At 62.5% G+C, this 23,327-nt stretch carries 30 protein-coding genes, 1 tRNA gene and 1 pseudogene; 7 read left to right on the forward strand and 25 right to left on the reverse strand.

The features are described 5' to 3' along the window. Positions 1-2 precede the first annotated feature (2 nt). Genes ACYJSS_RS17210 through ACYJSS_RS17230 form a run of 5 tightly spaced genes read right to left on the reverse strand, consistent with a single transcriptional unit; the run spans position 3 to position 3,403 of the window. Positions 3-563, reverse strand: coding sequence for a gamma carbonic anhydrase family protein (locus ACYJSS_RS17210; RefSeq protein WP_111260998.1), 561 nt, complete (start codon positions 561-563; stop codon positions 3-5). Beyond that, positions 560-991 carry a phosphoribosyl-AMP cyclohydrolase gene (gene hisI, locus ACYJSS_RS17215; protein ID WP_111260999.1) on the reverse strand — a complete coding sequence of 144 codons (432 nt, stop codon included), beginning with the start codon at positions 989-991 and terminating at the stop codon, positions 560-562. The genes ACYJSS_RS17210 and hisI overlap by 4 nt, the downstream gene beginning before the upstream one ends. Then, the gene (locus ACYJSS_RS17220) at positions 988-1,857 is read right to left on the reverse strand and encodes a metal ABC transporter solute-binding protein, Zn/Mn family (protein WP_111261006.1); all 870 of its coding nucleotides are present in this window, start codon (positions 1,855-1,857) and stop codon (positions 988-990) included. The genes hisI and ACYJSS_RS17220 overlap by 4 nt, the downstream gene beginning before the upstream one ends. Positions 1,858-1,874: 17 nt before the next feature. Then, complete coding sequence (locus ACYJSS_RS17225) at positions 1,875-2,735, reverse strand: metal ABC transporter permease (protein ID WP_043245644.1); 861 nt, start codon at positions 2,733-2,735, stop codon at positions 1,875-1,877. Next, positions 2,735-3,403 (reverse strand): metal ABC transporter ATP-binding protein, encoded by a 669-nt coding sequence (locus tag ACYJSS_RS17230; protein ID WP_111261000.1) that lies wholly within the window; start codon positions 3,401-3,403, stop codon positions 2,735-2,737. The genes ACYJSS_RS17225 and ACYJSS_RS17230 overlap by 1 nt, the downstream gene beginning before the upstream one ends. A gap of 219 nt (positions 3,404-3,622) precedes the next feature. Between ACYJSS_RS17230 and ACYJSS_RS17235 the strand changes: the two genes are divergently transcribed. Then, a tRNA-Met gene (locus ACYJSS_RS17235) sits at positions 3,623-3,699 on the forward strand. Between the two features lie 123 nt (positions 3,700-3,822). Here the strand turns inward: ACYJSS_RS17235 and ACYJSS_RS17240 are convergent. The 4 genes and pseudogenes from ACYJSS_RS17240 to ACYJSS_RS17255 all read right to left on the reverse strand — a co-directional run bounded on the left by ACYJSS_RS17240 (position 3,823) and on the right by ACYJSS_RS17255 (position 7,587). After that, positions 3,823-4,134, reverse strand: coding sequence for a hypothetical protein (locus ACYJSS_RS17240; RefSeq protein ID WP_146602997.1), 312 nt, complete (start codon positions 4,132-4,134; stop codon positions 3,823-3,825). 958 nt (positions 4,135-5,092) lie between these two features. Further along, a pseudogene (locus ACYJSS_RS17245) lies at positions 5,093-5,854 on the reverse strand (DUF4435 domain-containing protein); the annotation flags it as partial. A gap of 113 nt (positions 5,855-5,967) precedes the next feature. After that, entirely contained in the window at positions 5,968-7,275 is a 1,308-nt protein-coding gene (locus ACYJSS_RS17250) for an AAA family ATPase (RefSeq protein ID WP_111264797.1), read from the reverse strand. 30 nt (positions 7,276-7,305) lie between these two features. Further along, positions 7,306-7,587 carry a hypothetical protein gene (locus ACYJSS_RS17255; protein ID WP_146603110.1) on the reverse strand — a complete coding sequence of 94 codons (282 nt, stop codon included), beginning with the start codon at positions 7,585-7,587 and terminating at the stop codon, positions 7,306-7,308. Between the two features lie 143 nt (positions 7,588-7,730). Here ACYJSS_RS17255 and ACYJSS_RS17260 point away from each other — a divergent pair, with 143 nt between their 5' ends. Beyond that, positions 7,731-8,072 (forward strand): hypothetical protein, encoded by a 342-nt coding sequence (locus ACYJSS_RS17260; RefSeq protein ID WP_236205830.1) that lies wholly within the window; start codon positions 7,731-7,733, stop codon positions 8,070-8,072. 92 nt (positions 8,073-8,164) lie between these two features. Here ACYJSS_RS17260 and ACYJSS_RS17265 read toward each other — a convergent pair whose 3' ends face one another. The 4 genes from ACYJSS_RS17265 to ACYJSS_RS17280 form a co-directional block, all read right to left on the reverse strand. Then, the gene (locus ACYJSS_RS17265) at positions 8,165-8,413 is read right to left on the reverse strand and encodes a hypothetical protein (RefSeq protein ID WP_142014453.1); all 249 of its coding nucleotides are present in this window, start codon (positions 8,411-8,413) and stop codon (positions 8,165-8,167) included. Between the two features lie 166 nt (positions 8,414-8,579). Continuing rightward, positions 8,580-8,840: a hypothetical protein gene (locus tag ACYJSS_RS17270; protein WP_236205831.1), complete on the reverse strand. Its 261-nt coding sequence runs from the start codon at positions 8,838-8,840 to the stop codon at positions 8,580-8,582. Beyond that, complete coding sequence (locus ACYJSS_RS17275; RefSeq protein WP_111264792.1) at positions 8,837-9,052, reverse strand: hypothetical protein; 216 nt, start codon at positions 9,050-9,052, stop codon at positions 8,837-8,839. The genes ACYJSS_RS17270 and ACYJSS_RS17275 overlap by 4 nt, the downstream gene beginning before the upstream one ends. Then, positions 9,049-9,318, reverse strand: coding sequence for a DNA-binding protein (locus tag ACYJSS_RS17280; protein ID WP_111264791.1), 270 nt, complete (start codon positions 9,316-9,318; stop codon positions 9,049-9,051). Before ACYJSS_RS17280 ends, ACYJSS_RS17275 begins: the two co-directional genes overlap by 4 nt. A 166-nt stretch (positions 9,319-9,484) precedes the next feature. Between ACYJSS_RS17280 and ACYJSS_RS17285 the strand changes: the two genes are divergently transcribed. Then, positions 9,485-9,670 (forward strand): DNA-binding protein, encoded by a 186-nt coding sequence (locus ACYJSS_RS17285; protein ID WP_236205832.1) that lies wholly within the window; start codon positions 9,485-9,487, stop codon positions 9,668-9,670. A 586-nt stretch (positions 9,671-10,256) separates the two neighbouring features. Here the strand turns inward: ACYJSS_RS17285 and ACYJSS_RS17290 are convergent. Further along, positions 10,257-10,472, reverse strand: a complete 216-nt coding sequence (locus ACYJSS_RS17290) for a hypothetical protein (RefSeq protein ID WP_021220417.1) — start codon at positions 10,470-10,472, stop codon at positions 10,257-10,259. Next, positions 10,465-10,737 carry a DNA-binding protein gene (locus ACYJSS_RS17295; RefSeq protein ID WP_111264789.1) on the reverse strand — a complete coding sequence of 91 codons (273 nt, stop codon included), beginning with the start codon at positions 10,735-10,737 and terminating at the stop codon, positions 10,465-10,467. The genes ACYJSS_RS17290 and ACYJSS_RS17295 overlap by 8 nt, the downstream gene beginning before the upstream one ends. A gap of 123 nt (positions 10,738-10,860) precedes the next feature. Between ACYJSS_RS17295 and ACYJSS_RS17300 the strand changes: the two genes are divergently transcribed. Beyond that, positions 10,861-11,124: a DNA-binding protein gene (locus ACYJSS_RS17300; RefSeq protein WP_236205833.1), complete on the forward strand. Its 264-nt coding sequence runs from the start codon at positions 10,861-10,863 to the stop codon at positions 11,122-11,124. Between the two features lie 74 nt (positions 11,125-11,198). On the opposite strand, the gene ACYJSS_RS17305 is transcribed toward ACYJSS_RS17300, so the two are convergent. Further along, positions 11,199-11,660, reverse strand: coding sequence for a hypothetical protein (locus ACYJSS_RS17305; protein WP_236205834.1), 462 nt, complete (start codon positions 11,658-11,660; stop codon positions 11,199-11,201). Between the two features lie 200 nt (positions 11,661-11,860). Between ACYJSS_RS17305 and ACYJSS_RS17310 the strand changes: the two genes are divergently transcribed. Further along, positions 11,861-13,639, forward strand: coding sequence for an acyl-CoA dehydrogenase C-terminal domain-containing protein (locus ACYJSS_RS17310; RefSeq protein ID WP_236205835.1), 1,779 nt, complete (start codon positions 11,861-11,863; stop codon positions 13,637-13,639). A gap of 312 nt (positions 13,640-13,951) precedes the next feature. On the opposite strand, the gene ACYJSS_RS17315 is transcribed toward ACYJSS_RS17310, so the two are convergent. Further along, the gene (locus ACYJSS_RS17315) at positions 13,952-14,308 is read right to left on the reverse strand and encodes a hypothetical protein (protein ID WP_111264223.1); all 357 of its coding nucleotides are present in this window, start codon (positions 14,306-14,308) and stop codon (positions 13,952-13,954) included. 91 nt (positions 14,309-14,399) lie between these two features. On the opposite strand from ACYJSS_RS17315, the gene ACYJSS_RS17320 reads away from it, so the two are divergent. Further along, positions 14,400-14,825, forward strand: a complete 426-nt coding sequence (locus ACYJSS_RS17320) for a hypothetical protein (RefSeq protein WP_021220411.1) — start codon at positions 14,400-14,402, stop codon at positions 14,823-14,825. 53 nt (positions 14,826-14,878) lie between these two features. On the opposite strand, the gene ACYJSS_RS17325 is transcribed toward ACYJSS_RS17320, so the two are convergent. From ACYJSS_RS17325 to can, 5 genes are all read right to left on the reverse strand, one after another. Beyond that, complete coding sequence (locus tag ACYJSS_RS17325; protein WP_146603073.1) at positions 14,879-15,307, reverse strand: hypothetical protein; 429 nt, start codon at positions 15,305-15,307, stop codon at positions 14,879-14,881. A gap of 132 nt (positions 15,308-15,439) precedes the next feature. After that, the gene (locus ACYJSS_RS17330; protein ID WP_111264225.1) at positions 15,440-16,834 is read right to left on the reverse strand and encodes an amino acid permease; all 1,395 of its coding nucleotides are present in this window, start codon (positions 16,832-16,834) and stop codon (positions 15,440-15,442) included. A 480-nt stretch (positions 16,835-17,314) separates the two neighbouring features. Then, positions 17,315-18,148 (reverse strand): AraC family transcriptional regulator, encoded by an 834-nt coding sequence (locus ACYJSS_RS17335; protein ID WP_111264226.1) that lies wholly within the window; start codon positions 18,146-18,148, stop codon positions 17,315-17,317. A 110-nt stretch (positions 18,149-18,258) separates the two neighbouring features. Further along, on the reverse strand, positions 18,259-19,167 hold the full coding sequence (locus ACYJSS_RS17340) for a DMT family transporter (RefSeq protein ID WP_111264227.1): 909 nt from the start codon (positions 19,165-19,167) through the stop codon (positions 18,259-18,261). A gap of 4 nt (positions 19,168-19,171) precedes the next feature. Next, on the reverse strand, positions 19,172-19,816 hold the full coding sequence (can, locus tag ACYJSS_RS17345; RefSeq protein ID WP_111264228.1) for a carbonate dehydratase: 645 nt from the start codon (positions 19,814-19,816) through the stop codon (positions 19,172-19,174). A gap of 282 nt (positions 19,817-20,098) precedes the next feature. On the opposite strand from can, the gene ACYJSS_RS17350 reads away from it, so the two are divergent. After that, positions 20,099-20,446: a hypothetical protein gene (locus ACYJSS_RS17350; protein WP_236205836.1), complete on the forward strand. Its 348-nt coding sequence runs from the start codon at positions 20,099-20,101 to the stop codon at positions 20,444-20,446. 3 nt (positions 20,447-20,449) lie between these two features. On the opposite strand, the gene rimI is transcribed toward ACYJSS_RS17350, so the two are convergent. From rimI to ACYJSS_RS17365, 3 genes are read right to left on the reverse strand one after another with little or no spacing between them, the layout of a single operon-like run. Beyond that, entirely contained in the window at positions 20,450-20,902 is a 453-nt protein-coding gene (gene rimI / locus ACYJSS_RS17355; RefSeq protein ID WP_111264230.1) for a ribosomal protein S18-alanine N-acetyltransferase, read from the reverse strand. Next, a complete protein-coding gene (locus ACYJSS_RS17360; protein WP_111264231.1) occupies positions 20,899-21,717 on the reverse strand; it encodes an energy transducer TonB in 819 nt (272 codons plus the stop codon). Before ACYJSS_RS17360 ends, rimI begins: the two co-directional genes overlap by 4 nt. Further along, positions 21,714-23,264 carry a 2-isopropylmalate synthase gene (locus ACYJSS_RS17365; RefSeq protein ID WP_111264232.1) on the reverse strand — a complete coding sequence of 517 codons (1,551 nt, stop codon included), beginning with the start codon at positions 23,262-23,264 and terminating at the stop codon, positions 21,714-21,716. Before ACYJSS_RS17365 ends, ACYJSS_RS17360 begins: the two co-directional genes overlap by 4 nt. Between the last annotated feature and the right edge of the window lie 63 nt (positions 23,265-23,327).

The following is a 23,327-nucleotide window of genomic DNA, read 5'->3' on the forward strand; positions in this document are numbered from 1 at the left end:
GGCTAGAACTCGTTCTGCAGGGCCTTGTAGCCGCGCACCAGATCGATGTTGGTGCGCGCCACGTCTTCGGAGAATTCGGCGGCGGAGACGCTCACCCGGGGCAGGCTGTCCAGATCGGTCTTCGGCCCGATGCGCTGGGTCGAGGTCACGTGGAAGCCCGGAGGCAGGTCGCAGCCGTCCACCACCGCGTTGTGCCGCACCACGCAGCCGTCGCCCACGGTGCAGTTGAACAGCACGCTGTTGAAGCCGATGAACACCCGGTCCCCCACCTGGCAGGGGCCGTGGATGATCGAGCGGTGGGCGATGGAGGTGTGACTGCCGATGGTGACCGCCGCCCCGGACTTGGAGTGGATCACCACCCCGTCCTGGATGTTGGAGTTGGCGCCGATGATGATCGGCTGCATGTCACCGCTCGCGTCCACCTCATCCGCGCGGATCACCGCATAGGGCCCGATGAACACGTTGTCCTGCACGATCACCTTGCCGCAGAGGATCGCGGTCTTGTCCACATAGGCGGACTCGGCGATCACCGGCAAGTGGCCGGAAGGGTTCTTGCGGATCATGGACGGCCTCCCGCAGAAGGCGCCGGCATCGAGCTCACCACCCGCAACCCCGCGCCGGAGAGCTGGTTGTAGAAGCACGAACGGCGCCCGGTGTGGCAGGCCGGGCCGGCCTGGTCCACCTGCAGCAGCAGCGCATCGCCGTCGCAATCCAGGTGGGCACTGACCAGGTGCTGCACATGCCCGGAGGTGTCGCCCTTGCGCCACAGGCAGCGGCGCGAGCGCGACCAGTAGCACGCCCGCCCCTCCTCCAGCGTGGCCCGCAGGGACTCGGGGTTCATCCACGCCAGCATCAGCACCTCGCCGCTGTCGTACTGCTGCGCCACGGCGGGGATCAGCCCATCGACACCCCAGGGAATGGCCGCCATCACCGCCTCCAGATCCCGCCCGGTGCCGGCCGGGCTCCGCTCCAGTTGCAGCCAGACGCTCATGGCGCCAGCGCCTGCAGCAGCCGCTCCACGTTCTGCCGGTACATGCCGAGGTAGGTGCTGGCCGGGCCCTCGGCCGCCAGCGCATCGGAATACAACGTGCCGCCCACCCGCGCGCCGGCCTCCTCGGCGATCTGCTTCACCAGCCGCGCATCGCGGATGTTCTCCACGAAGATGGCGCGCACGCCCTCCGCCCGCAGCTGGCGGATCAACCCCGCCACCTCGGCGGCGGAAGGCTCGGCCGCATCGCTCACACCCTGGGCCGCGAGGAACTGCAGGCGCCACTCCTGGGCGAAGTAACCGAAGGCATCGTGGCTGGTCAGCACCCGGCGCCGCTCCGGCGGCAACGCCATCAGGCGCGGGGCGATGCTCTGGCGCAGCGCCCCCAGGCGGCCCAGCCAGGCATCCCGCCGCGCCTCGAAGGCTGCCGCGCGGGCCGGCACCAGCTGCACCAGCGCCTGGGTGATGTTGCGCGCGTAGATCTCCGCATTGCCCAGGCTCTGCCAGGCGTGGGGGTCCACCAGGCGCTGGTCGTCCTCCAGCACCGTCATCGGCACCACACCCTTGCTCGCGTCGATGCGCGTGCCGCGCGCCTCGCCGTTGGCCAGCAGGCGCTCCAGCCAGGGCTCGAAGCCCAGCCCGTTGGCGATCACCAGGTCCGCCTCCAGCACGGCACGCACCTGGGCCGGAGCGGGCTCGAAGACGTGGGCATCGGCATCCGCCCCCACCAGGTTGGTGAGCTGGATGTCGTCCCCGCCGATCTCGCGGGTGATGTCCGCCAGGATGCTGAAGGTGGTCACCACCCTCGCCTTCTCCGCAGCGGACAGTGAAACGGGCAGGCACAGCAACAGCACAACGCACAGGCGCATGAACATGCGGGGGCTCCTCAACAGGGCACGGGAAGGGGCGCGCGTCGCAGCAAGCCGTGGACCGGCCCGACGAACACCGAAATCAGGTAGGCCAGCCCCGCCAGCAACACGATGCAGGGGCCGCTGGGCAGGTTGGCGTGGAACGACAGCAACAGCCCCAGCCACACGCAGCTCGCGCCGATGCCCGCCGCCGTCAGCAGCAGCACCGGCAGGCGTCGGCTCCAGAAGCGCGCCGCAGCGGCCGGCAGCATCATCAGCCCCACCACCATCAGCGCACCGATGGCGTGGAAGCCGGTCACCAGGTTGAGCACCACCAGCGCCAGGAACAGCGCATAGGCCGGCGCCCCGAAGCGGCTCACCCCACGCAGGAACACCGGGTCGAAGCTGTCCCACAGCAGCGGGCGGTAGATCAGCGCCAACAGCGCCAGGCTCGTGCCGGCCACCGTCAGCATGCTGCGCAGCGTCTCGCCGTCCACCGCCAGGGCCGAGCCGAACAGCAGGTGCAGCAGGTCGATCCGGCGCCCGGCCAACCCCAGCAACAGCACCCCGCCCGCCAGGGAGATGGGGTAGATGGCCGCCAGGCTCGCATCCTCCCGCAGGCCGGTGCGGCGGGTGATCCACGCCGCCAGCCCGGCCATCCCCAGCCCCGCCACCAGGCCGCCGAAGGTCAGCGCCGGCAGGCTCAGGCCGAAGAACCAGAACGCCAGCGCCGCACCGGGCAACACCCCATGGGAAATGGCATCGCCGATCAGGCTCATACGCCGCAGCATCAGGAACACCCCGAGCGGCCCCGCGCTGCACGCCAGCGCCACCCCGCCCAGCAGCGCCCGCTGCAAAAAGGCGAACTCCGCAAAGGGTTGCCAGAGCGCCGCGAGCATCAGGCCACCTGCTGGCGGGTCGGCGCCGGCAGCAGCACCCGGCTGGCGCCATGACGGCAGCCGTCGGCGCGGATCAGCAGGCAGCGCGGCAAGCGCTCGCGCACCGCCTCCAGGTCATGGCAGACCACCAGTTGCGTGCGCCCCTCCCGCTGCCAGCGGGCGATGCGCTGCCAGAGAATCGCCTGGCCCTCCGCGTCCAGCGCCGCGTCGGGCTCGTCCAGCAACAGCAGCGGCGCGTCCATCAGCTCCAGCCGCGCCAGCAGGGCCCGCTGCAACTCCCCGCCGGAAAGCGCCAGCAGCGGCTGGTCGGCCAGCGCCTCCAGCTGCCAATCCGCCAGGGCCGCTTCGCAGCGCCTGCGCCGCTCCACCCGGCTCAAGCGGCTGCGCCACAACCCCGCCATCGCCAGCTCCCCCAGGCTCAGGGGGAACTGCCGGTCCAGTGCCTGTTGCTGCTGCAAAAAGCCCACCGCCCCCAGGCCCGCCGCCTCGACGCTCACCCGCCCGGCCAAGGGGCGCTGCAAACCGGCGATCACCCGCAGCAGGCTGCTCTTGCCGCACCCGTTGCGCCCCACCACCGCCGTGAGGCTGCCGGCCGGCAACGCCAGGGAAAGCGGCGGCGCCAACGGCCGCGCAGGCGGCCCCCATTGCAAGGCATCGAACTGAAGCATCGTCAGGTCCAGGGCGTGGGAGAAAGGGCTGTAGGAAAACGCAAATGTTATAAAGTAACAAATCGCGCTTCACAACCCATTTCCCCGCGCACGCCCCCTCCCCTTTTCCAACCCGAACGCCAACCGGCACCCACCGCTAAGCGGTTGATCGCCCTTCGAAAAATTCTGAAAAGTGGGGTTGACAGAGGCAGGAAGCGAGAGAATAATGCGCGCCACGTTGGCTACGTAGCTCAGCTGGTTAGAGCATAGCATTCATAATGCTGGGGTCCGGGGTTCAAGTCCCTGCGTAGCCACCATACAAAACAAAGGGTTAGCTTCGGCTAACCCTTTGTGCTTTCTGGGGTGTTCATTTCTTGACGCTCCATTGCCCGCCTCCCTGCATCACGCCCTCCCCCTGATTGATCTCACCGCAGCGGCCCTCATGCTGTGCCGCCCTTCCCTGGCTCCCCGCCATGGCACGCGCCTCCGTCAACAGCACCGCCTGTTGGATCCCGCGACCACAGGGCCCGAATCGTACGGATGGTGGAAAGGAAGACCTCGCTGGGAAAGCGCTCACGGCAATGACCATCGATGGTCATGAAGAACGCTTCCTCATACACGCCCGCCATGGGCAGGACCACGCCGACGATGTGCTTGCAGCACCAGATCGGCGCCTCGCTGTCGTCCCACACCAGCTCGACGAGCACCGTCTTGCCGATGTAGCCGATAGCCGCGTCCGCATCGAATTCCAAGGTGCCGCGCTTGCCAGTCGTAGCCGCTCCGGAGGGTGAATCCAGGTGCCGTCTCATTGCCTATCCCTGCCTCTGAAATGCCCATAAACTGTGACTCAATCACGCTCAAGAGTGACGTAATATTCGTCATCCGAGCCCCGCTATACATGACGAAATATTCGACACAACGGAATATTCGTCGATCCTATAGATGGTTTTTGAATATGGAAGATCGGCTCAGGGAGGTTGTAAGGCATATAGGCCCTTCAACCTTGGCGAAAAATACGACCATCAGTGATCGACGCCGGTGGCAAACCGTGGCGACTGACTTCAGAACGAAAACCCGGGTCGAAGACCTGGCAGCGCTGCTGGCCATCTACCCCGAGTACGAGCTCTACATCATCCACGGTGAGACCGACCTGGCCCGGGGGCAGATCAGCCCGGGCGTTACCGAAGCAGATGTGAGGTTGGCGGGGGACGGAGCGGGGAGTAGGTAAGGGTGGGAGTGGTGTGGCGGGGGTTTAGGCGAGCGGGATGACTTCAGGGAGGGGGTAGCAAGTGAGCATCTAAGTGCTCCTACGATCCGAAAGGGGTTATGTTGCCATTGGCCGGTCAAAGAGGGAGCTGCAAAGATGAGATTCGAGTACCGAAACGTACGCTTATAACTGCCGATGAAAACCGGCATCAGTACCTAGAATACTTTGGGAAATCGGCACAAACTATTCCTCTGTGTCGACGAATAGTAATTTCAAAAGAGGCCTAGGTATTCCACTGGTGGACTAGCCATAAAAATCAACACCAGCAGAAATTCACTCAATAAAAGCAACAAAAAAATCTATGTGCTGGCCCACTAAAAGGCCAAATAAAAATAAAGCCCCCACATATAGCGGGGGCTAATCACTTACTAATAAAGCTCAAAGATCAAAAAAAACCTAAGCCCAATATACTTTCTCCAAACCACAAGAAATACTAAAGAGAGTCATATGGCGCCTCCCAAAAAATCCGCCCCGCTAAACACTCTAAGTTTATCTGCAACATGCCTACACAGCTTGGTACTCATAAAATACTGCATTCCATAGCTCAAACGCAGCGATGCCTCGACCTTCCTGTAGTCCATATTTGTTTCAGTAGAAATATTTTTCTGCCTATAAACTAGAGCAACAATATTAGCCACATCATGCCCACAGCATACTTGGTAGTTGCATGCTTCCTTCTTCGAAAAAATATCAAATTCTCTCAGAATAAACTCCTTTGTCACATGTGCTGAAATATCTTTGCTACGCTTTATCAGCTCATCAATTAATCTATTTTTATCCACCTCAACATCAAACTCATTAACAAAACAAAATACAGAGTAATTTAAACCCTTAAACCTCAAACCCAAATCATGCTCAGAGTTCAGCCACCGCAAAACTCCAATAACACTCCCCCCCTTGATCACGGAACCAAACATTTGCTCACGTGACATGCTCAGGTATGTAGAACTGGTGTACTCATCTACAAAAGATGACAATGCCGGTGAAGACAACATCATCATCTCTGCATCATGCAAATCCGTTACATATACTCCATAGCCTTCATAGCTACTTGCCACGCCAGATAAATGATCATAGTCCGCATCACAAATACCTAGAACACGTGTGGGAAACTCAAGCGAGAGCTCCTGCATTACCCTCAACAGTTCTTTCTTTCCGTCTACAGACTCTAGCTCTACAGATTTTGCCTCAAACAGCTTTCTAAATAGCTTTACGTCCGAGAACCCCTAAACCACAACTATGAATTTATCTTTATATAGTGGATGTTTAAAAAGCAGCCTGATTTCATTTTTCTTATCAGTTGAATCGATATATTTTCTCATGCCAAAACACCATCTTCCAGATCGACCGTGAGGTCCCAGTTGCCTCCAATGATCTGTGGCGAATGAGTAGCGATTACAACAGGCATATTCTGTATCTTTATAATTTCTTGCAAATCCTTCAGAAATTCCTTTTGCCATGCCACATGCAAAGATATTTCCGGCTCATCTATGAGCACAAGAACATTTTTCTCTGTCTTAAATATCAACTCATATAGCAACACTACTTGGTGCTGCTCACCAGAAGAAAGCTGCGTTAACTTCAGAGGCCGATTCTCATCTGTTTCAAAATGGAAGCCTTTCTCTGCGTCTATTTTTATCTTCTTAAAAGAAAGCCTCTTACCATTTAGAATACTAGAGAACAACTGTATTTTTTTGTATATATCATCATAGGCGGCCAACTTACTATATGTATCCTGCACATAAAGCGTTAGCACCTTCCTGTCCTCATCTTTAATTTCATTCAGCACTTGCAACGGAAGCAGATGCTCTTCTGAGGACAAAAGATTAAAAGCAGACAAGTCAGTTCTTTTAGCCTGTAATTGCCGCAACTCTAACTTTAACTCATCAGCCTTCATAGATTTAAAGTAGTAATCTTTTTTCAAAAGCCGCACAGGAAAAGTTGTATCTAGCTGCTGAGACACATGTGAAGACCTGTACCCTGACTCCTTTATTAACTCCGAAAGCTCATCAGCATACTTCTCAATTGTGTCAACAAACCCTCGGCGCTTTCCTTTGTTGGAGCTCGCCTTACGCTGAATAAGTCGCTGATCCTGAATAAAATGCGCCTTTAGCGAACTACTGAAAGACACATACCATTCTGGATAGTTTTTTGTTGTAAATTCGTCCGGCAAATACTCTGAAAAGTTCTCCACCACCTCTTCGAAAGTATATACCTCCTCAGTTCGGTGATCTTCCCACTCCCTAGGTCCTATACGATGCAGAAATGGCACATGAACATCTATACCATGGATTGACATTTTTTTAATTTTAGAAAACTCATAGTCTCTTTCATACTCATGCGTGCCTGAGAAATGACTATGACTAAGACTAAGTGAGTTAGGAGATCGCTCCATGTCCTTTGAGACTCTCAGATCGCCATCCGATGTCTCCAGAACAACCTCCCTAAACTGAAGATCACAAAGATAGGAGAGACGTCTATTAAAGATCGCATCTATCACTTTTAAGCAAACCGTCTTTCCATATCCGTTAGGAGCAGTCACGATTGTTATCCGCCCATCTTTAAACGGGACGACATGATTAAAATGCCCAAACAACCCTAAGATACTTAGCTTGATCAGTTCCATCGCAACTCCATAATTATTTAGATTTCAGTTTTACTCACTCAGCTTTTTGCGCTTGGCACGCCCGGTAACAGAGCCAACAGCACCGAGAGCAAAGATGACAGGCACGATGTACTGGAGCGCCATAGCGAGACCCCGGAACATGGCACCGGTCATATCGGGTCTGTGCGGGTCGACAGGGAGGATTGGGCTGGTGGCGTATCCGTGGAGCAAGTACCAGGACACGAACGCAACCAACAGGCTTACCCACCAGGGCAGCAAGGTGGCGAGGGTGAAGAGGTCGTCAAACAGGGAGGTTTTGCGGCGGCGTGCCATGCCATGCTCCAATCCGATTCCATTCGTAGCAAAACGCCATGACGGACACTAGCGCGGCCCCCCATTACCCGTAAATACCCTGGGGACATACCTTAGGCGTAGAACCCTGACAGTGAGCCTGACTGAACCAAGGAGCGGTAAAGATGAAAGCAGCATCCCTCGCCTTCACCTTCCTACTTGCGGCCCTCGTGCTGCCCTCCTCCGCTGATGAATCGAAACCTCTGGCCACTCAAGCCGGCGAGGCTGTGCAGCCCTATGCCAAACAGATTGGCCAAGCCATTGACCGAACCGTGATGGAGTTCTTCGCCGGCTCCGATGGCCCAATGGGCGATGCGGCACGCAGCAATCTCAAGATGCAGGAGCAAGCCGAGCGCCAGGCGAATCGCGGCACGCGGAAGCCGATGAAGGAATGCATCAAACCCGGGAACGTGATTGATGATGACGTGAAGGAATGTATGGAGGGGTTAAGAGAGCGGGATTGGTGACTCAGCAGATTGATACAACTGAGGGCTCTGTCCTCTGTTGCTGTGCAGCACAGCCAAAGGATCAGCAGTGGCCAGAGTTAGAGCCACACGGGCTAATTGTTCAGCCTGATCGTTGCCCCGAGTGACTCCAGCGTGTGTATAAGCGCGCCCGCCGCTTCCACGCTGGTGACTTCGATCTGTTCGATCTCTCTCTTTCGTATGGCGCGAGCGAGGCGTTTCAATTCTGTGCCCCGCAGTGTGGAGCACAGGGATAACCGCTGAACAAAGGCCTCCAGATTCCAGCCATTCACTGAGGCCCACGCCACGTCATCGGACCAGGACTCAATCTGCAGCACAGGCATGTTCCAAGTTCCTTCCTTGGGTGTGTTCTGGGCATCAGCCCGAAGCGAGGACAGCGTTGCACTCGCGATGAGCCAAATAGTGAAGCGCCGGGATCATAACGCTGACGGGGGTTGAATTCGCCAGCCTGCCCTTCTCACCTCTTGATCTTTCGTTCGGTTGATCGGCTCAACTCACCTCGGCGCCAAAGGCGCCGTGCTGCGCGACGAACCGCCGCCACGACACGCGCGGCGTTCTTATCCACACCTCCCGCATATACAACTCCTCCGGCAGCACATACCCCCAACGCCCCGGGATATCGGTGCGGGGCGCGCGGGGGCGGCGGGTGGCGGCTGGGACGGGGCGCCATTGGCCGTAGGGCGTGGGGGTGAGGATACAGAGCAGGCGCAGTGCGGGGCGCGCCTGCTGTGGGTGAACGGCCTTGTTCATATGAGTTCCCGGTTATGTCGGCTGGTGCGCTGGGTGTAGGCGTTGAAGGCGAGGCGGTCGAGGCGCTTGATTTCGGCGGTGTCGAAGGTGCCTGTGTCCTGCAGGGCGTCTAGGTAGCCGCCCATGCGGATGTAGTAGGCGAGCGAGCGCTCCGAGTCGGCGTAGCGAATGGCCTTGAGGAGCATGCGCAGTTGAACGTTGATGGCTTTCATTGGGCGTAGTCCCCCGCGCTGAACACTGTTTTGCCGCTCTCCAGGTCGAGGCGGATGCGATGCAGGTTGATGACGCGGCGCCGGCCGATCTTCACGGTGGGGATGGTGTTGCTCTCTACCCAGCCGCGCACCACGTCTTCGGTGATCTCCTCGATGCCGCACATTTCAGCCAGCACCAGCTGCGTGCAAAACGGCGCACAGCGGAAATCGCTCATTCGCTCGGGCTTTGCGCCCTTGCTGAACCTCACTACTCCAGACTGTTCCATACAGACACCCTATAATCGGCCACTCTAAGCCATCACGAGTAATAGATACTCAAAGCAATCTAGGGCACTGTTGCTCTTGAGTAAAGGTTACTCAAGCCGAGAAAACTCAATGGACGCCGTAAGAAACAGAGCACTTCAACTGATTCGGGCTGTAGGACCGAAGCACTTGAGCGAGCTCGGGGGCAAGAACTACGAACGCTGGCGGAACATCAGCGGCGGCAAGATCAGGATCAGCACCGACGAAGTGGGGATCCTGGCCGAGGCTTATCCACAGTTCGCGCTCTGGCTGATATCCGGGCGCACGGAGCCCGAGAACGGGCACATCAGCCCGGATGACGCGCCTTCTGCGTGATAGCAGAGGGGTGAAGCCGGACCAGGGGCAAACCAGCCCCGAACACGACGGGCTGATCGCCCCGCCCTCCTAGGCCTAGCGCCGCCTTTCACCTTCCCCCGCTCGGAGCCCACGTCATAGGGCGCCGGGCCCTTCCCTCTCCTGATCACTGGCCTTCACTCCCGCCCTCCCCCGCGACGCACCACCAACTGCTCATGCAGTGACCACGCGACGGCGTAGGGCTGGCAGATCCGACTGGGAGCCAGGAGTCCGGATCAGTTTTCTGACTTGGTAGCGCACTTCCTGCAGTGAGGAGGCGGTAATTCCAAATCTGCGCCGCATGAAGAGAAGCGTCGGTTCATCTCACTCCCCAACTGTTGGCCCCCTTCCCTGCCCGACCACCCGTGCGGCTTCCGAGCGAAGGTCTCGCGCAGGTAGAGGCCGGCAGGTAACGCCAAGCCCCAGCGCCCTTGAACATCGACCCAGGGTGCGCGTGCCCTCAGCGTCGTGACAGGCACCGCATGCAGTGATCCCGTGGACGACGGCACCAGCAGGCAGAGCAGGCGCAACTCCCTGCGCCTGCGAAAATTCAGGACATTTCCTTTCATCACTCCCCCACAAGATTCCGGCCACGGCGCTGCGCAAACGCGTTAAGCCCGAGCTGATCGAGGCGCCGCAACGTCTCGGCTTCATAGGCGCCCGTGTCCTGCAACGCATCCACATAACCGGTAAAGCGCATGAACTGTGCGAACGCCCGATCCGGATCCGAGTAGCGAATCCTCCGCAGAAGCAACAGCAGCTGATGGGCAGTCGTCCTATTCATTCGCGTAGTCCCCTGCGCTGAAGACCGTCTTGCCCTGATCCAGGTCGCTGCGAATGCGATGGAGATTGATCACCCGACGACGCCCGATCTTCACGGTGGGGATCGTTCGGGTTTCGACCCAGCCGCGCACCACGTCCTCGGTAATCTCCTCGAGGCCGCACATCTCCGCCAGGACGAGTTGAGTGCAGAACGGCGCACAGCGCGCGTCGTTTATTCGTTCAGGCTTTCCATCAGCGCTGAGCCCCACTACGCCAGACTGTTCCATATAAAGCTCCTATAATCGGCTCTATATTTGGACAACCCGTGTATCTAATACACGTCTCAAATACACGCAAACAATACATTAAACCGAAAAAGCACAAATGTAGGAAAAGTCTGGGAATAGTGTATGAGCGAAGGAATTACGCAGCGCGCCATGCAACTCTTGGAAATGGCCAGCATCACCGAATTATCAGAAGCAGGTAGTACGGGATATGTTCGCTGGCAGAACATAAAGCGTGGGCGTGCCCGCCTTGGTGCTGATGAGATAGGAATACTAAGCAGAGTTTTTCCGCAGTATCAGTGGTGGTTGATCAGCGGAGAGCTGCGTCTCCAAGATGGACAAACCAGCCCCGAACACGACGGCCTGATCGCCCCGCCCTCCCTGGACTAGCTCACCTTTCCCAACTCGGTGCACAGCTCATGTGGCACCGAGCCGTTCCCCCTCCAGGCCGCCCGGCCTTACTTTCACTCTCCCCTTCTACGCGCCACCAACTGCTCATGCAGGGACCACGCGACGGCGTAGGGCTGCTCGCGCCGGCTGAGGTCGTCCCTTGCCTGTCGCCAGCGCGCTTCATCCAGCCCGCTGCGGGCGATTTGGTGGGCGAGTGCATCGATCTGCTTTTCGAGCGTGCTGCCGAGGCCGGCGGTGACGGTCAGGGGCCGGCCGAACAGCGGCCGCCCGATAAAGGCGGGGTAGCGCTCCGCCGGTACGTCGAGGCCGGTGGCCTGGAGGCCCAGCAGGACGACACGCCCCTCGGCATCCACCACCTCCAGAGCGTACGAGCCGCCATCGCTCAGGGCCCAGCCGTCGAGGCGCTGGAGGGGGTAAGCCAGGCGGGGCACCTGGGTGAGGTAGAGGTAGCCGGCGCCTGCGGTACTGGCGGCGAGTGCCAGGGTGAGTGAGGTAATCCCTAACGCGCGTTTCATCGAGGCCTCCTTACGGGTGGGCGAAGCCTACAGGGCGCGGGGCCTGGCGGGCCATGGCGGCTTGCCGGGGCGCTGAAAGCGGAACTGGCCGGTCATCCCCCCGGCGGGAAAAAGTTGTACAAACCCCTTGTACAAACTTATACGCAGCAGTAGAAAAACTATACAAATTCACTCAATGTACAGCTTTAGAGGACTCCACCATGCCGGCCTACCGCGCGCCGCTCCGCGACATGCGCTTTGTGTTCGATGAAGTACTCGATGCCTATACGCACCTGCAGGCCTTGCCGTCCCAAGGGGAATTCGGCGAAGACCTGGGCAGCGCGATCCTCGAAGAGGCGGCGCGCCTGGCTGAGGGCGTGCTGGCCCCGCTGAACAGTTCGGGCGACAAGGAAGGCTGTCATTACGACCCGGCGACCCGCGCGGTGAAGACGCCCGACGGGTTCCGCGAGGGCTACCGCCAGTTCGCAGAAGGCGGCTGGACGGCGCTGGCCTGCCCCACCGAGTTCGGCGGCCAGGGCCTGCCCCATGTGCTGAACATGATGGTGGAGGAGATGGTGTGCTCGGCGAACCTGTCGCTGGGCATGTACCCGGGCCTGACCCACGGCGCCATCAATGCCCTCACCGCCCACGGCACCCGCGAGCAGCAGGAGGCCTACCTGCCGAAGCTGATCAGCGGTGAGTGGACCGGCACCATGTGCCTGACCGAGCCGCAGTGCGGCACGGACCTGGGGCTGATCCGCACCCGCGCCGAACCCCAGGCGGACGGCAGCTACGCGCTGAGCGGCACGAAGATCTGGATCACTGGCGGCGAGCACGATCTGGTGGAGAACATCGTCCACCTGGTGCTGGCCCGCCTGCCCGACGCGCCGGCCGGGGTGAAGGGGATTTCGCTGTTCCTGGTGCCCAAGTTCCTCGCCGATGGCAGCCGCAACCCGGCCTTCTGCGGCGGGCTGGAGCACAAGATGGGCATCAAGGGCTCGGCCACCTGCGTGATGAATTTCGAGGGTGCCAAGGGCTGGCTGATCGGCGAGCCCCACAAGGGCCTGCGCTGCATGTTCACGATGATGAACTCGGCACGCCTGATGGTCGGCATGCAGGGCCTGGGCATTGCCGAGAACGCTTACCAGATCAGCCTGGGCTTCGCCCGCGAGCGCCTGCAGAGCCGCTCGCTGAGCGGGCCGAAGGCGCAGGACAAGCCGGCCGACCCGATCCTGGTACACCCGGACGTGCGCCGCATGCTGCTGCGCCAGAAGGTGATGATCGAGGGCAGCCGCGCGCTGGCCTACTTCACCGGCCTGCATCAGGACATCGCCCACGATCACCCGGACGCCGAGGTGCGCCAGCAGGCAGACGACCTGGTGCAGCTGCTGACGCCGGTGGTGAAGGCCTTCCTCACCGACGAGGGCTTCGCCTGCGCCAACGAGGGCCTGCAGGTGATGGGCGGCTCGGGCTTCACCGAGGACTGGGGCATCGAGCAACTGGTGCGGGATTGCCGCATCACCCGTATCTACGAAGGCACCAATGGCATCCAGGCGCTGGACCTGGTGGGCCGCAAGCTGGCCCTGGGCGGCGGCCGTGCGGTGCGTGGCTTCTTCCAGTTGGTGGGTGAGTGGCTCAAGGCCAACCCCGAGGCGGCCCACATGGCCAAGGTGGACAAGGCGCTGCGCCAGTTGCAGCAGGCGACGATGTGGCTGGCCACCGAAGGCATGAAGGACCCGGAACAGGCCGGCGCGGCGGCCACGCCCTACCTGCGGCTGTTCGCGCTGACCACGCTGGCCTGGCTGTGGGCCCGCATGGCTCAGGTGGCCCAGGCCAAGCTGGACGCCGGCAGCGAGGAGAAGACCTTCTACGGCGCCAAGCTGAAGTCCGCCGACTTCTACATGACCCGAACCCTGACCGAGACCGACGGCCTGCTGGCCGAGGTGATGGCAGGCAAAGCATCCCTGATGGCGTTCAACGAGGACGAGTTCGCCGCATAGCCAACCCTCTCCTCCGTATGCGCACGCCGGCAATCCCTCCCTTTTTGATTGCCGGTTTTTTTTGCCCGGAATTGGGTCGGCCCGCAGGGTAGCGCCACGCGGGTTGGGGCCGTCGTAGGGTGGATCGCGCTTCATCGATCCACCGTCTGAGCCATGCCAGATGCCCATGGTGGACAGGAAAAGCATCGCGAATGAATTCGCTCCCACGGGGTGGCGCCACCCTACAAGGCCGTGCCGAACACCCTGGTGGATGGGAAGAGCGCCATCCACCCTACGCCCCGGGTGATGATGTGCCGGGGCGTGGGGGCGTGTTCATTCGCGACTGGTGAGATGGCCGAGGTGGCGCACCAGCGTGTCGATCAGGAACCAGCCCGAAAGCGGCAGGCCGATGAACATCATCGGTACGCTCAGGAATAGCGCTCGCCCAACCCAGGCGGTCATGTCCTGCCCGTTCGACAGGCAGTCGTGCAGCCCCTTGGTGTTGCCTTGGCAGTCGAAGTGCTCAAAGGCCCAGATGCCCCATTGCCATCCCAGCCAGGTAACGCCCACCGGGAGCAAGGCCAGCGCGTAGCGGCTCAACCAGCCCAGCCGCTCGGCACGCCTCCAGAGCAACCAGGGCGGCGCGAACAACAGGGTGACGAGCAGTGGCCAGAACAGCAGGTCGATCATGGGGTACATCCTGTACGGAAAGCGTCCAAGCAAGGGGCGCGATCTTAGCGTCGTCGGGGCCGTGTCGGGTGCCTGAAAGAGATCCACTGGCATGAGCACAAAGCAGCCTGTCATGCTTGCCCGAAGCGACAACCACCTGAAAGGAAGCATCTTGAAGAAAACTACGCTGGCACTCGCGCTCCTGGTAACCACCGCTCACGCGGACGACTTTGATATGAAGTCATACGTGGACAGCGCCTATAAGAAAGGCAACTCCGTCCTCTTCAAATGTGTCGAGGCCGATGGCTCATACGACTACATAGATCTCTATGGCGAAGACGAGATGCTGTGGACGAGGTACGTGGGGGGTGATCCGGTCACAAGGCAGTTCGTAAAGCCCAAAGTCTCGAAAGACAAGGTCGTGATTCCATTCGAAAACGCTTATGAAGGTGCCTCGGAACGAGTGTTCACCTTCGTGGCCAAGGACGGGAACAAGGTGACCTGGAACTACGGGAAGCCATGCACCACTGAACTCTAGTGGCCTCATGTTCCCGGAAGGCTAAAGCGAGCCCTCCGGGAACCATTAGCAATTCACTTTCCCAGTCTCGATAGCGCTAGAGCCGTCCCAAACCCCGCCCCCACCACCATCACCGGCAACACCGCATACCCCAGCACCTCGATCGCCCTCTCCAGGCTCGTGTAGGTGCTCCAGCTCGCCACCCGGTTGTCGAAGATGCTGATGTCCACCAGGTACCACGCAAGCATCGCCAGCAAGGTGGCCAAGGCCACTCTGAGCAGGCGGTGAGTGATGCGCTTGCCGAGCCAGCGGGCGAGCAGCAGGAGCGGGATAAGCAGCAGCGCATGCACCAGCAGCTCCTCGGCCAGCGAGTAGCGCCCCATGTCCGAGGGCGGGTTGCTGGCGAAGGGCGCGAGCGCCCAGAGGCCCTGGAGCAGGGTGCCGATGATGAAGAGCAGGCTGGTCGCCAGTGCGCGGCTGGCGGTGCGGAATCCATTGCCCACGAAGTGATCCGTCCTGTGGATAAGGTGCGCATTGTATGCCGTGAGCGGGAGGTGAACCGCCAAGGCGTTCGCGCCTGCCCAAATGAAAACACCCCGAACCAGTCGGGGTGTTTGGGTGCATCAGCGCGGCGGTCAGGAAGCCAGATCGCCTACCGCACTGTCCGCTTCGACCTTGGCCTTGAGGTTGAGCACCTTGTACAGCACGGTCAGCAGCACGAGGAATGCCGGGCCGATGTACAGGGCGATGCGGGTTTCCTCGAAGAAGGCCATCAGCACCACCACCAGCACCAGGAAGGCCAGGGCGAGGTAGGAGCTGAGCGGGAACAGCCACATCTTGAACTGCAGCTTGCCCTGTTCGGCCGGGCTCAGGCTGCGGCGGAACTTCATCTGTGCGAGCAGGATCATGGCCCAGGTCCAGATGGCGCCGAAGGTGGCGATGGAGGTGACCCAGACGAACACCTTCTCCGGCACCAGGTAGTTCAGCAGCACGCCGAGCAGCAGGGCGAAGATGGACAGCAGCAGCGCATTGCGCGGTACGCCGTTACGCGAGGTACGGGCGAAGGGCTTGGGCGCCTGGCCGTGTTGGGCGAGGCTGTAGAGCATGCGCCCGGTGCTGAAGATGCCGCCGTTGCAGGAGCTCAGCGCCGCAGTGATGACCACGAAGTTGATGATGCCGGCGGCGGTCTTGATGCCGAGGCGTTCGAAGGTCATGACGAAGGGGCTGCCCTGGGTGCCGATCTCGTTCCACGGGTAGATGGACATGATCACGAACAGCGCGCCGACGTAGAACAGCAGGATGCGCCAGAACACCGAGTTGATGGCGTTGGGGATGGTCTTCTGCGGGTTGCGCGCTTCGCCGGCGGTGAGGCCGATCATCTCCACACCCAGGTAGGCGAACATCACCATCTGCAGGGACATGAGCACGCCCTGGATACCGTTGGGCATGAAGCCGCCATGGCTCCACAGGTTGCTGATACCGGTGGCGATGCCGCCATTGCCGATGCCGAAGACAATCATCCCGGCGCCAGCCACGACCATGGCGATGATGGTGACGATCTTGATCAGGGCGAACCAGAACTCGAACTCGCCGAAGGCGCGCACGGTGATCAGGTTGATGGTGCCCATGCTCGCCAGGGCCAGCAGGGCCCAGACCCAGCGGTCCACGTCGGGGAACCAGATCTGCATGTAGATGGCGACGGCGGTGATCTCGGCGACGCAGGTCACCAGCCAGAGGAACCAGTAGTTCCAGCCGGTGAGGAAGCCGGCCAGCGGGCCGAGGTAGTCCTGGGCGTAGCGGCTGAAGGAGCCGGCCACGGGGTTGTGCACGGCCATCTCGCCGAGGGCGCGCATGATCACCAGGATGGCGAGGCCACCGATGATGTAGGAGAGCATGATGGCGGGGCCGGCCATCTGGATGGCCTTGGCGGAGCCAAGGAACAGGCCGACGCCGATGCAGGCGCCGAGGGCCATGAGGCGGATGTGCCGCTCACCCAGGCCGCGTTGCAGTTCATGTTCGCTGCTGGACATGTGAACCTCTTATTTTTGTAAAAGGGCTGGCACCCGCCGAGGGGTAACCCGGCAGGGCTGACTGTTGTTCCCGCTACCCGGGTCGCGGGAGCGGAAAGCAGAAGTCGCCCGTTCGGCAGCAAAGACAAGGCAAGCTTTGTCGGCCGGATACGGACGGTTGGCTGTTGTATAGAGGGGGCACCGAGGGGGCAATGCGACAATCGGCTTCCGGGTTAAAACAGCTGAATCTGCCGCGCGAACTATACAGGGCGCGAGAAATAACTTCGATGCGACCTTCTGACAGGCGGAGTCGTTCTGGTACGGCGGTTCTTGGAGCGAAAGAAGTCGACGCTACAGGTTCCTGGCCGTTTCGCCAGGAAACATAAGCCCATGGCTGTCTGGTGCTGGGCTCGATGGGTTTCGCAGAGCTCTACCCATCCTACGGGTCCGTGACACAGGGTCCGGCGAAGGCGCTTCCCTGCCCCGCCGGATCCCGTCGGCCTATTTGAGCAGCATGCAGATGCAGGTCTGCAGCTGCGCGGGCGGGGTGGTGCGGGGGTCGTTCATGTACATCTCGAACATGGGGAAGTTCGCCGGCTCATGGCCGCTGGTTGGCAGCCATTGCGAAAACATCCAGCTGTAGGGCTTGTCCATCTCGTTGTATGGGCCGGTGTAGGTCAGCACGGCGCAGCGACCGGCGGGGATTTCGAAGCGCAGCAACTCGTCGCCCAGCTCGGCATCGGGGGCCACCGGGACGCCGGCCATCGAGCGCAGCTCGTGTTCGGGCACCTGGGCGGGGTCGTCCAAGTAAATGCCGTAGCCGACCGACTCGGGCCGGGCGATACCGCGGGTGGCGGCGAGCATGAAGACGCGGGCGAACTGCGGGCCGATTTCCTGGTAGCTGCCGCGATGGGCCAGGGCTGCCAGCGTCACGCCGGGTAGGGTTTCGATCTTGATGGGGTACATGCCGAGCTCCTTGGGGTCGAAGGGGCGGGAGCGGGCTGCGCGATAGCGCCCCGGCGGGATGCCGAAGGCGGTGCCGAATGCCCGGTTGAACGCCGCGTCCGACTCATAGCCGGCACGCAGCGCCACATCACGCAGGGAAGCCTCGGGGTTGCCCAGTGCCACCGCCGCACGGTGCATGCGGATGCGCTGCACCGTGGCGTTCACCGTCTCCCCCATCAAGGCGCGGTACACCCGGTGGAAGTGGTACGGCGAAAGGCACGCCAGGTCCGCCAGACGGTACAGGTCCGGGTCGGCGTCCGGGTTGCGGGCCAGCCAGTGCAGGACGGGTTCCAGGCGCTGGCCATAGTGGTTCAGGGTCTCGGGCTTCATGCGGTCTCCTCGGAACGCACTGTAGCGACGGCGATTTTGCAGATTTTGCGCTTTTTATGGGCCAGGGCTGAAGCCACCTGTGCACGCTCAGCCTGGCCCCGCCGGGGTGCCTATTTGGCGCGTGGGCGCGTGCCCAGCAGGAGGCCGGCGAAGATCATGCCGCCGCCCACCCAGTGATAGCCCTGCAGGGCTTCGCCGAGGATGAGGAAGCCGAGGATCGCGGTGAACACGGGCATCAGGTAGTTGGTCAGCGAGGCCTTGGCCACGCCGAGCACGGCGATGCCGTGGTTCCACAGCAGGTAGGCGATCAACGAGGCGAAGGTACCTGTGTAGCCGATGGCGGCCAGGTTGCGCAGGCTCGGCTCGAAATGGGCGCCACTGGCCAGCTCCAGCAGGTAGAACGGCAGCAGCAGCGGCACGCCGCAAAGCATCAGCGCACCGAGGAAGGCCAGCGGCGGAATGCCCTGGAACCAGGCCGCCCAGCGCCGTTGCAGCAAGGTGTAGAGCGCCCAGTCGAGCACCGCCAGCAGCATGATCAGGTCGCCCGGGTTGAAGCTCAGGCTGGCCAGCGGGGCCAGGCTGCCACGGCCGATCAGCACCAGCAGCCCGAGGATGGCCACTGCCATGCCCAGCCAGGCGCGGCGCGTGGGCCACTCGCCCAGCAACAGGCCGGCGCCGATGAAGGTGGCCAGCGGCAGGCAGGTGTTGAGCAAGGTGAGGTTGATCGCCACCGTGGTGCGCGCGGCGCAGTAGAGCAGCACGCTGTAGGTGCTGATGCCCAGCGCCGCCACCAGCACCAGGCGCCAGCCGGCGCGACGCACGGCGGCGCGGTGCTGCCAAAGCGGGCGGGCGACGAAGGGCAGGAGGATGGCCAGGGCCAGGCTCCAGCGCCAGAAGGTCAGGGCGATGGGCGGAATGTCGTCATGGAAGGCCCGCGCCACCAGGGCGTTGCCGGCCCAGCAGGCGCTGGCCAGCAGCAGCCCGGCCCAGGCCAGTGCCGGGGCCCGTGTGTCGCTCATGGCCTCAGGACTCGCCGAGGGGGCGCAGGCGGTATTGCGGCGGCAGTTGCTCGATGCCGCTGACGGTGACGTTGAGGTTCTTCCAGCGGCCGTCCTTGATGCCGTAGATGCAGCCGTGCACGGACAGCTCCTGCCCACGGTGCCAGGCGTTCTGGACGATGGTGGTGTGGCTGACGTTGGCCACCTGCTGCATGACGTTGAGCTCGCACATGCGGTCCACGCGCTCTTCCTCGCTGGTGAACTGCGCCAGGTGCTCGCGCTGGTCGTAGTAGAGGTCGCGGATGGTGCGCAGCCAGCCGTCGATCAGGCCGAACTGCACGTCCTGCATGGCCGCGCGCACGCCACCGCAGCCGTAGTGGCCGGTGACGAGGATGTGCTTCACCTTGAGGACATCCACCGCGTACTGGACCACCGACAGGCAGTTGAGGTCGGTGTGCAGCACCACGTTGGCGACGTTGCGATGGACGAAGAGGTCGCCCGGCAACATGCCGACGATCTCGTTGGCCGGCACGCGGGCGTCGGAGCAGCCGATCCACAGGTACTCGGGCACCTGCTGCTTGGCCAGCTTCTCGAAGAACTGAGGGTCGCGCTCCTTGATGTTCTCGGCCCAGCGGGCGTTGTTGTCGAACAGCTGCTGCAGGTCGCTCATCGGTCTATTCCTCATTCTCGTGGCCGGCGCACCTTACGGAGGGTGCAGGGCTTTGACAAGCGCACGCCGCGCACCGTCACAGGGGATCAGCCCAGCGCCAGGGCCCAGCACCGCCTGGCCCACAGGCTGCAGGGTGGCCCTTCTCCCCGGCGAGCGCATCAGGTGCCAGAAATCGGAACCTGGCCGTGAATGCCGGACCGGGCGACGGATCGGGGCAATTCGGGGGAATCTTTCCGTGTGCTGGCCGTCCACTTTTCATAGCCACAGCGTGGAGGCCCCGCCATGAGCCAGCCAGACCCGACCCGCAACAACCCCGCGACGGACGAGGAGCACGACCCCAAGGCCCCGGAGAAATCACTGACGGAGGCGCCTTCCGGCGATGCTCTGGTGGAGGAGTTCCCGCCCCGCCAGCTGCGCGAAGCCGGCCTGACACGGGGCGGCACGCCGCACCCACCGAAGGATTTCGACCTCTCGCCGGAGGACTTGCTGGAAGACGAGACCGACGAGCCGCTGGGCAAGCCCGGCCCCCGCGGGACGCTGTCGCGGGATTTCGACCTCAGCGTCACCGACGAGGATGAAGAAGCGCCACGCGAGCAAGAGCAGCCGCGCTATGCCCGGCGTGCCCGCTAGCCGCTAGTCCAGCAGGGTGCAGGCCATCACCAGGGCATCTTCACGCCCGGCGACCGCCGGGTAGTAGCCCCGGCGTCGGCCGATCTCGTTGAAACCGTAGCGCTCGTAAAGCCGGTAGGCCGACTCGTTGCTGGCGCGCACTTCGAGGAAGCACTCGCCGGCCTTGAGCTCCCGCGCGCGCTGCATGAGGTGCTCCAGCAGGCGCAGGCCGAGGCCACGGCCCTGGTTCTCGGGCTTGACGGTGATGTTGAGCAGGTGCGCTTCGTCGATGATCACGTTGATCACCCCGTGGCCGACCTGCTGGGTGCCTTCGAACATGATCCAGCAATCGTAGGATTTCAGGCCATCGGCGAAGATGCCGCGCGTCCAGGGATGGCTGAAGGCGGCGTATTCGATCTTGAGCACGGCATCGAGGTCCGCCTCGGTCATCCGGCGGAAGGAAACGGCATCGGTCATTCAGCGGACTTCCAGCGTCGCGTCACCCGGCGCATGGCCTGCCACAGCTCGGCCTTGCGTTGCGGTTCATCCATCAGCAGCTCCAGCCCGGGCACCGCCCAGGCGGCGCCCAGGCCTTCGACCTGGAGTTCGCGCCCGTAGGCATCGGCGTCGGCTTCCCCGGCGAAACGGATCGCCGGCAACCCCACCAGCCACAGGCAGGAGCAACCGGCGCCCTCTTCCATACGCGCGGCGACGAAGCCCTGGAGGAAATCACGGGCGGCGTCGGGCCCCTGGTCCATGTTGCCGCGCACCAGCAACGGCCAGCGCACCGGCTCGCCGATGAGCTGCGGCGCATCCGGCAGGCCGGCGGCGCGCAACAGGTCCTTGAGCAGCAGGTAGGCCGGGTCGCGACTCTGGAAGCCTTCGCCAGTGGGCAACTCGACCAGCAGCAGGCAGCTGCCGGCTCGCAGCAGTTGCAGGGAGAAACGCGGCGGCGCCACCGGAGCGGCTTTCACCGGCTCCGGAGCTGCATCATTGGCGGGCTCCGCCGTCGGCTCGGGGTTCACCGCTACGCGCGGCGTGGTGCCGGGGCGCGGTACCTCGATCTTCGGCCGCGTGGGTGCCTGCACCGGTGCCTCGGCTGCGGCCGGAGTGGCCTGGGTCGCGGCAGCGGCGGGAGTGGGCACCCGCGTCGGTTCGGGTTTCGGCGCGGCCTCGGGCTGCACCAGCAGCTCGGGGCGCGAAGGCGCGGCGAAGGGCAATACCGTGCGCGGCAGCCAGGTGGCTACCTGCATGGCATCGAGATAAGCGCGGCGACGGAGCTCTTGGATCAAACGTCAGCTACCTGTGGATGGGCTTTGCGTACGCCGGCCTGCATGAGGTTCAGCGCGTTGAGATAGGCCTTGGCGGAGGCGACAACTATATCGGTATCGGCACCGTTGCCGTTGACGATTCGTCCGGCTTTTTCCAGGCGCACCGTCACCTCGCCCTGGGAATCGGTGCCCTGGGTGATGGCGTTGACCGAATACAGCTGCAGGTTGGCGGCCGAGGCGGCGAGGCTTTCGATGGCCTTGAAGGTGGCATCCACCGGGCCGGAACCCTGGGCGCTGGCCTCGCGCTCGGCGCCATCGATGTTCAGCACCAGCCTGGCATGGGGCACCTCGCCGGTGCGCGAGGTGACGTCGAGGTGGACCAGGCGGAAGTGCTCGGGAGCCTCTTCGCCCAGGCTGTCGGAGACGATGGCCTGGAGGTCTTCGTCGAAGATCTCGTGCTTCTTGTCGGCCAGCACCTTGAAGCGGGCGAAGGCGGCGTTCAGCTCGGCCTCGCCGGGCAGCTGGATGCCCAGCTCCTCCAGGCGGGTGCGGAAGGCATTGCGCCCGGAGAGCTTGCCGAGGGACAGCTTGTTGGTGTGCCAGCCCACCGACTGCGCGGACATGATCTCGTAGGTCTCGCGGTGCTTGAGCACGCCGTCCTGGTGGATGCCCGACTCGTGGGCGAAGGCGTTGGCGCCGACGATGGCCTTGTTCGGCTGCACCGGGAAGCCGGTGATGCCGGAAACCATGCGCGAGGTGGCGAGGATGTGCGGCGTGTCGATGGTGGTGTGCACGCCGAGGATGTCGGCCCGGGTCTTGATCGCCATGACGATCTCTTCCAGCGCGGCGTTGCCGGCGCGCTCGCCCAGGCCGTTGATGGTGCATTCCACCTGGCGCGCGCCCACCGCCACCGCCGCCAGGGAGTTGGCCACGGCCAGCCCCAGGTCGTTGTGGCAGTGCACGGAGAACACCGCCTTGTCGGCATTGGGGATGCGCTGCAGCAGTTGGCGGATGGTCTCGGCGTACTGGTGCGGGATGGCGTAGCCGACGGTGTCGGGGATGTTGATGGTGCGGGCGCCGGCGTCGATGGCGGCCTCGATGATGCGGCAGAGGAAATCGATTTCCGAACGCCCGGCGTCCTCGCAGGAGAACTCGACGTCCGCGCACAGGTTGCGCGCGTGGCGCACGGCGCGCACGGCCTGCTCCACCACCTGGTCCGGCTGCATGCGCAGCTTGTACTGCATGTGGATGGGGCTGGTGGCGATGAAGGTGTGGATACGCCCGGAGTTGGCGCCCTTGAGGGCTTCGGCGGCGCGCTCGATGTCGGCCTCGACCGCACGGGCCAGGCTGCACACGGTGCTGTCCTTGATGCTGTCGGCGATGGCCTTGACCGCTTCGAAGTCCCCCGGGCTGGCGATGGCGAAGCCCGCCTCGATCACGTCGACGCGCAGCCGCTCCAGGGCCTTGGCGATGCGCAGTTTCTCTTCCCGGGTCATGGAGGCGCCGGGGCTCTGCTCGCCGTCGCGCAGGGTGGTGTCGAAAATGATGACGCGATCGTTATTGTTCATTGTGGTCACTCCTCATGTCCCCACCGGGGATGCGGCCGGGGCGCTGGCTAAAGACGCCGCGGC

This window comes from Pseudomonas sp. No.21, assembly GCF_054558415.1.

What these genes read in the sequence shown, in the direction of transcription:
- ACYJSS_RS17225 (WP_043245644.1), bottom strand. Translation starts at nt 2,735, where the DNA reads ATGCTCGCGGCGCTCTGGCAACCCTTTGCGGAGTTCGCCTTTTTGCAG.
- ACYJSS_RS17280 (WP_111264791.1), bottom strand. Translation starts at nt 9,318, where the DNA reads ATGGAACAGTCTGGAGTAGTGAGGTTCAGCAAGGGCGCAAAGCCCGAG.
- ACYJSS_RS17350 (WP_236205836.1), top strand. Translation starts at nt 20,099, where the DNA reads ATGAGCCAGCCAGACCCGACCCGCAACAACCCCGCGACGGACGAGGAG.
- ACYJSS_RS17210 (WP_111260998.1), bottom strand. Translation starts at nt 563, where the DNA reads ATGATCCGCAAGAACCCTTCCGGCCACTTGCCGGTGATCGCCGAGTCC.
- ACYJSS_RS17300 (WP_236205833.1), top strand. Translation starts at nt 10,861, where the DNA reads ATGAGCGAAGGAATTACGCAGCGCGCCATGCAACTCTTGGAAATGGCC.
- ACYJSS_RS17340 (WP_111264227.1), bottom strand. Translation starts at nt 19,167, where the DNA reads ATGAGCGACACACGGGCCCCGGCACTGGCCTGGGCCGGGCTGCTGCTG.
- ACYJSS_RS17315 (WP_111264223.1), bottom strand. Translation starts at nt 14,308, where the DNA reads ATGATCGACCTGCTGTTCTGGCCACTGCTCGTCACCCTGTTGTTCGCG.
- ACYJSS_RS17230 (WP_111261000.1), bottom strand. Translation starts at nt 3,403, where the DNA reads ATGCTTCAGTTCGATGCCTTGCAATGGGGGCCGCCTGCGCGGCCGTTG.
- ACYJSS_RS17295 (WP_111264789.1), bottom strand. Translation starts at nt 10,737, where the DNA reads ATGGAACAGTCTGGCGTAGTGGGGCTCAGCGCTGATGGAAAGCCTGAA.
- ACYJSS_RS17220 (WP_111261006.1), bottom strand. Translation starts at nt 1,857, where the DNA reads ATGCGCCTGTGCGTTGTGCTGTTGCTGTGCCTGCCCGTTTCACTGTCC.
- ACYJSS_RS17255 (WP_146603110.1), bottom strand. Translation starts at nt 7,587, where the DNA reads ATGGCACGCCGCCGCAAAACCTCCCTGTTTGACGACCTCTTCACCCTC.
- ACYJSS_RS17310 (WP_236205835.1), top strand. Translation starts at nt 11,861, where the DNA reads ATGCCGGCCTACCGCGCGCCGCTCCGCGACATGCGCTTTGTGTTCGAT.
- ACYJSS_RS17330 (WP_111264225.1), bottom strand. Translation starts at nt 16,834, where the DNA reads ATGTCCAGCAGCGAACATGAACTGCAACGCGGCCTGGGTGAGCGGCAC.
- ACYJSS_RS17320 (WP_021220411.1), top strand. Translation starts at nt 14,400, where the DNA reads ATGAGCACAAAGCAGCCTGTCATGCTTGCCCGAAGCGACAACCACCTG.
- ACYJSS_RS17290 (WP_021220417.1), bottom strand. Translation starts at nt 10,472, where the DNA reads ATGAATAGGACGACTGCCCATCAGCTGCTGTTGCTTCTGCGGAGGATT.
- ACYJSS_RS17335 (WP_111264226.1), bottom strand. Translation starts at nt 18,148, where the DNA reads ATGAAGCCCGAGACCCTGAACCACTATGGCCAGCGCCTGGAACCCGTC.
- can (WP_111264228.1), bottom strand. Translation starts at nt 19,816, where the DNA reads ATGAGCGACCTGCAGCAGCTGTTCGACAACAACGCCCGCTGGGCCGAG.
- ACYJSS_RS17305 (WP_236205834.1), bottom strand. Translation starts at nt 11,660, where the DNA reads ATGAAACGCGCGTTAGGGATTACCTCACTCACCCTGGCACTCGCCGCC.
- ACYJSS_RS17275 (WP_111264792.1), bottom strand. Translation starts at nt 9,052, where the DNA reads ATGAAAGCCATCAACGTTCAACTGCGCATGCTCCTCAAGGCCATTCGC.
- ACYJSS_RS17365 (WP_111264232.1), bottom strand. Translation starts at nt 23,264, where the DNA reads ATGAACAATAACGATCGCGTCATCATTTTCGACACCACCCTGCGCGAC.
- ACYJSS_RS17250 (WP_111264797.1), bottom strand. Translation starts at nt 7,275, where the DNA reads ATGGAACTGATCAAGCTAAGTATCTTAGGGTTGTTTGGGCATTTTAAT.
- ACYJSS_RS17265 (WP_142014453.1), bottom strand. Translation starts at nt 8,413, where the DNA reads ATGCCTGTGCTGCAGATTGAGTCCTGGTCCGATGACGTGGCGTGGGCC.
- ACYJSS_RS17260 (WP_236205830.1), top strand. Translation starts at nt 7,731, where the DNA reads ATGAAAGCAGCATCCCTCGCCTTCACCTTCCTACTTGCGGCCCTCGTG.
- rimI (WP_111264230.1), bottom strand. Translation starts at nt 20,902, where the DNA reads ATGACCGATGCCGTTTCCTTCCGCCGGATGACCGAGGCGGACCTCGAT.
- hisI (WP_111260999.1), bottom strand. Translation starts at nt 991, where the DNA reads ATGAGCGTCTGGCTGCAACTGGAGCGGAGCCCGGCCGGCACCGGGCGG.
- ACYJSS_RS17270 (WP_236205831.1), bottom strand. Translation starts at nt 8,840, where the DNA reads ATGAACAAGGCCGTTCACCCACAGCAGGCGCGCCCCGCACTGCGCCTG.